Raw genomic sequence first — 5,428 nt, 5'->3', positions numbered from 1 at the left:
GCACAAGGATGACCAGTGGCTGCTCGACATGATTGAGGAGTCCGGCAAGCGCTATGGCATTGCCGACGGGCAGAATGTGACACCCGACCGCTATCTCGATGATGGCGACGAGCTTGAGCTCGACGGCGTGAAATTTGGCGTTGTCCATACGCCGGGCCACACGCCCGGCCATGTCGTGATCTACAATCAGAGCGGCGCGCTTGCCTTTGTCGGCGACGTCCTCTTCCAGGGCTCGATCGGCCGCACAGACTTTCCGCGCGGCAATCACCAGCAGCTGATCGATTCGATCACCGAAAAGCTCTGGCCGCTGGGGCCTGAGATCCGCTTCATCCCCGGCCACGGGGGCATGAGCACCTTCGGCCAGGAACGCCAGAGCAACCCCTTCGTCGCCGACGCCCTGACCGGCTATGCCGGCACGGAAAAGCAGTCCGGCAGCGAGATGGACCAGAAGCTGGCAAAGCGCTGGAGCTAACCCCGCGACATGACTGGCGCGCTCGGCTCGATGTTGTAGTCTGAATTCATGGACCTCAAGACCGACCCGAAACTCGACGATTTCCGCGCAGACGTGCGCGCCTTCTTCGAAAACGACTTCCCGAAAGACATCCTCGAAAAGACGGCCCGCGGCGCGTCTCTGACGACCGAGGAAATCCGCAAATCCGAAAGCGCGCTCGGCAGCAAGGGCTGGCTCGCCGCCGGATGGCCGGCAGAGCATGGCGGGCCGGGATGGTCGCTTGAGGAGCAGTATATCTTCGACGAGGAGCTCGAACGCGCCGGCGTGCCGACCGTCACGCCTATGGGCGTCGTCTATGTCGGCCCAATCCTCTACACCTTCGGCACCGATGAGCAGAAACAGCGCTGGCTGCCCGGCATCCGCGAGGGCCGTGATGGCTGGGCGCAGGGCTATTCAGAGCCGGAATCCGGATCAGACCTTGCCTCGCTGCAATTCTCCGCCGTGCGCGAAGGCGACGAGTACGTGCTTAACGGCACCAAGATCTGGACCTCGGCCGCCCAGCATGCCGACTGGATCTTCCTGCTCGCCCGAACCGACAACTCCGGGAAGAAACAGGAAGGCATCAGCTTCATCATCTCAGAAATGGACCGGCCCGGCGTCTCGCTGCGCCCGATCATCACGATAGATGGCAAGCATGCGCTCAATCAGGTGACGTTCGACAATGTCCGCGTGCCTGTCGATTACCGGATCGGCGAGGAAGGCAAGGGCTGGACCTATAGCCAGTACCTTCTCGGCCATGAGCGGACCTCCTATGCCCGCATCGGCGGCAAGCGCAAACAGCTTCGCCATTTGCACAAAATTGCATCCGCCGTGCCTATCGGTGGCAATCGCCGCCTCATCGATGATCCGGACTTTGCCCGCAAGCTCGCAGACGCCAGCCTTGCGGTCGACGCGCTGGAGATGACGGTGCTTCGGGTTCTCTCGGCGGTTAAGGATGGCGGCGCGCCCGGCAAGGAAGCGTCGATCATCAAGGTCCTCGCCACCCAGGCGGCTCAGCAGATCACCACGCTCTACCTCGATGCCGCCGGCCTCAATGGCGAACGGCAGTTCGACGACTCGGTGACGGCAGACTGGCTGTCAGGGGACGAATCCGCCGCATTGGCCGCGCCCGGCGTCTCTACTTATTTCGGCACGCGGGCCCAATCGATCTATGGCGGGACCAACGAAATCCAGCGCAACATTATCGCTAAACGCGTGCTTGGACTTTAGCATCCCAACCTCAGGCAGAACAAACTCCCCTGCGCCGTTAACGCTATCACACATGGAAAATGCAGTAGTGACGGGCGAGTGCATCAAATTTGATGGTTCCCGCTAGCCGCGTTTTCACGACTATCTGCCATAACCCAGCCGTGAACCTGCGCGCTTTTCACTCTTGCGGCCGGCGGTTTGGCGTTTCGACGTCGGGCAGCACCATGCCTATCTTTGCCCTCTCTCTGATGGCAATCATGGCCATGGTGGGCGCCACGGTTGCGCTTGGCATGGATTCTCGCTCCGGCAATCATCTGCAGCATGCTGCCGATGCCTCAGCGCTCGGCGGCGCGACAGCGTTTCTGAGATCCGATTCCCCGAAAGCCGATGAGAGGCTCAAGGCCGCAAAGACCCAGGCGATTGCGCTCGCCACCGAGAATTCCGAATACAAGTTGTCGGACTTCGACATCGACGCCGTGACCGAAGATGCCTATGGCCAGCACACGAAACTCGAAATCGAGCTTCAGTTCGATCCGGTGAACTATTTTTCGAAATTTGTCGGCGACAAGGCCACAGCGCCAATCCGCAGGCGTGCTGTCGCGGGAGCGACCTGGGGCTTCCCGCTCTGCGTCCTGACACTGGAGAGCAGCAAAACCGGTATCCTGGTCAAGGATCAGGGGACGCTTTCCTCAGAGAACTGCATTGTCTGGTCAAATTCCGACAACAAGAAATCCATGCAGTTTCGGGGCGGTGAGTCATCGGCGAGGGCGTTCTGTACCGTCGGCGATGTCGAGAGGGATTCGCGCGCCCGCGTCGCGCCCCGGCCGGAAACAGGCTGCCAGCCCCTCCCCGATCCGCTCGAAAATTTCGACGTGCCCATCTCTGGGGTCTGTGACACCGTGAATGTGAGCCTTGTCCGGGTTGGCTCTACAAGCCTGTCACCGGGCATCTATTGCGGCGGCATGCACATCCGTGCGCGCAATGTGACGCTTGAGCCCGGTATCTATATCATTCGCGAAGGCGGCCTGAAGATCCATGCGAGCGGCACGGTCGAAGCCGATGGTGTCACCTTCATCTTCCAGGGCATGATCGGTCAGATCGACATCAAGGGCGATTCAGGCCTCAACATTTCAGCGCCAACAGAAGGCGACACGGCAGGCATAGCCTTTGCGGAACTGGACGGCCTGATGCCCGTGAACAGGCGCATGCGCGTGCGCGGTCAACTCAATGTCGAAGGCGTGATCTACATGCCGTCCTACGACATCGAATTCTCCAAGGGCGGCGGCGGCAGGACCAAGTCACCTTACCTGCAGATCGTCTCAAACAGCGTATCTGTGACCGGCGACGGGCGCCTTGCGATCGACTTCAATATGGAAAAGACCGATCTGCCCATGGTCATCAAGCCAGCGCGCGAAGCCCGCCTGTTGGAATGACAGCAGGACCGGAGCCGACACACGCACTTCCTACCGATTAAATCTGTTTAATTTCCGTGTTTTGGCTGTGTTCATCCGGGAACCAGTAGGCTCGCCTTTCGTTTCCACCCTCGACGCAACGAGAAAGGATGCCTCGATGAAGACGCTTTTGAAGACGACCGCTATTGCGGCCACAGGACTGATGATGGCCGCGTGTACGCAAACCGGCCAGACCGAACGCAACGCTGCCGTTGGCGCCGGTATCGGCGCTGCAGCTGGTGCCGTGATCGGTAACAATGTCGGTGATGGTGATGCCGGAACCGGCGCAGCCATCGGCGCGGCTGTCGGCGGCACGGCCGGTGCAGCCCGCGGGTGTACCGAAGCGGCTGACTGCGACATGCCCGGCGTGAAAGACCAGCCGGACGAAGTCGATAGCGATGGTGACGGCTATGCCGACGCCTATGACCGCTATCCTTACGATCCGCGCGCCTGGTAAGCCGAGCGAGCATTAAGGCTCTTACGAGCCGGGACGAGACCCCTGCCTGTTTCAGGCGGGGGTTTTTTCTATGACACACTGCACTGTTTCCTGCAGCAGCAGCGGATTTCCTTCTTGACCCGCTGGGTCGAGGCGGGGAAGTTCGTTCGTCTGACAGCAGAAGGGAGCTTCAGGTGAGATCAATGCGACACATTCTGACTGCGGCGCTGGGCGTAGCCTCACTGGCAGCCTGCGGCCCGGCTGAAACAGACCGTGCGACAGAGGCGGCGTGTGCGATCGCCGTCAACAAAGCGCTTCCGCTGCTGGCCGAGAGTGTCAAAGTCGATGTCGCAAAAATCGAATCGGGCAAAAGCGGTGACGCGCTGTCCTGCAAGGTCACGGGCGCGCAGGAACACCTGATGATCGACGCCACTGTCACCTGCTCCGGCGGGGCCGACGCGCTGATGGAATGCACCACGATCGACAGTATTCAGACCGTGGCAGGCGACGTTCTCTATCCCTGACACGCGCAGAAGGATGCGCGGTCCGGGCACGCGCGCGCCTCGCAGACTCTGAAAGCAGTCGCGCGGGCTGAGTTTTATTGCGGCTTTTCCTTGCCCCCACCCTCGACTCCCCGCTATAGCGCACCCGTTTGGCCATTGGTCATGAAGCACGAGGAGCCGGGATGCCGAAGCGTACTGACATCAAGTCGATTCTCGTTATTGGCGCCGGCCCCATCATTATCGGACAGGCCTGCGAATTTGACTATTCGGGCGTCCAGGCGATCAAGGCGCTGAAGTCCGAAGGTTACCGGGTCATTCTCGTCAATTCGAACCCCGCCACCATCATGACCGATCCGGACATGGCGGATGCGACCTATGTCGAACCGATCACGCCGGATTTCGTCGAGAAGATCATCCAGATTGAGAAGCCGGACGCCCTGCTTCCAACAATGGGCGGCCAGACCGCACTCAATTGCGCTCTCGACCTCTACAAGGCCGGTACGCTCGACAAATATGGCGTCGAGCTGATTGGTGCGCGCGCAGACGCCATCGAAATGGCAGAAGACCGTAAGCTCTTCCGCGAGGCGATGGACCGGATCGGCCTCGAAAACCCGAAAGCGACCATCGTGGCGGCCCCCGAAATCAAGAACGATGCCGGCAAGATCATCGGCTATGACCGTATCGGCGGGCTGGCCCGCGCCATGGAAGCGCTCGACGAAATCGGCCTGCCAGCCATTATCCGCCCGGCCTTTACGCTCGGCGGAACGGGCGGCGGGGTCGCCTATAATGTCGAAGAGTATGAAGAGATCGTCCGCTCCGGTCTTGCTGCCTCGCCGGTGGCGCAGGTCCTGATCGATGAAAGCCTGCTCGGCTGGAAGGAATTCGAGATGGAGGTCGTCCGCGACAAGGCGGACAATGCGATCATCATCTGCGCGATCGAGAATATCGACCCGATGGGCGTCCATACTGGCGACTCGATCACGGTCGCGCCGGCCCTCACGCTGACCGACAAGGACTACCAGATCATGCGCAACGCCTCGTTGGCGGTCCTGCGCGAGATCGGTGTCGAGACGGGCGGCTCGAACGTCCAGTTCGCGGTAAACCCGGACAATGGCCGCCTCGTCGTCATCGAGATGAACCCGCGTGTCTCGCGCTCATCTGCCCTGGCGTCCAAGGCGACAGGCTTCCCGATCGCGAAAATCGCCGCAAAGCTCGCGGTCGGCTACACGCTGGACGAGCTGACCAACGACATTACCGGCGTCACCCCGGCCTCGTTCGAACCGACGATTGATTATGTCGTCACCAAGATCCCGCGTTTCGCGTTTGAAAAGTATAAGGG

General features: G+C 60.8%; 6 protein-coding genes. All 6 read left to right on the top strand.

Annotation, left to right across the window (positions count from 1 at the left end):
* Positions 1-472: MBL fold metallo-hydrolase (locus tag WA989_RS15310; protein ID WP_424341346.1), on the top strand; the 472-nt coding region annotated here is incomplete at its 5' end.
* Between the two features lie 48 nt (positions 473-520).
* Positions 521-1,720, top strand: a complete 1,200-nt coding sequence (locus WA989_RS15305; RefSeq protein ID WP_424341345.1) for an acyl-CoA dehydrogenase family protein — start codon at positions 521-523, stop codon at positions 1,718-1,720.
* A gap of 203 nt (positions 1,721-1,923) precedes the next feature.
* Positions 1,924-3,132: a Tad domain-containing protein gene (locus WA989_RS15300; RefSeq protein ID WP_424341344.1), complete on the top strand. Its 1,209-nt coding sequence runs from the start codon at positions 1,924-1,926 to the stop codon at positions 3,130-3,132.
* Between the two features lie 136 nt (positions 3,133-3,268).
* Positions 3,269-3,607 (top strand): glycine zipper family protein, encoded by a 339-nt coding sequence (locus WA989_RS15295; protein WP_424341343.1) that lies wholly within the window; start codon positions 3,269-3,271, stop codon positions 3,605-3,607.
* 182 nt (positions 3,608-3,789) lie between these two features.
* Positions 3,790-4,110: a hypothetical protein gene (locus tag WA989_RS15290; RefSeq protein WP_424341342.1), complete on the top strand. Its 321-nt coding sequence runs from the start codon at positions 3,790-3,792 to the stop codon at positions 4,108-4,110.
* 161 nt (positions 4,111-4,271) lie between these two features.
* Positions 4,272-5,428, top strand: a 1,157-nt coding sequence (gene carB / locus WA989_RS15285; RefSeq protein WP_424341341.1) for a carbamoyl-phosphate synthase large subunit, incomplete at its 3' end; no start/stop codon positions are given.

Origin of the sequence: Henriciella sp. (assembly GCF_049649345.1) — a bacterium.
Lineage (GTDB): Bacteria > Pseudomonadota > Alphaproteobacteria > Caulobacterales > Hyphomonadaceae > Henriciella.
This window is presented reverse-complemented; position numbering and strand designations above follow the sequence as displayed.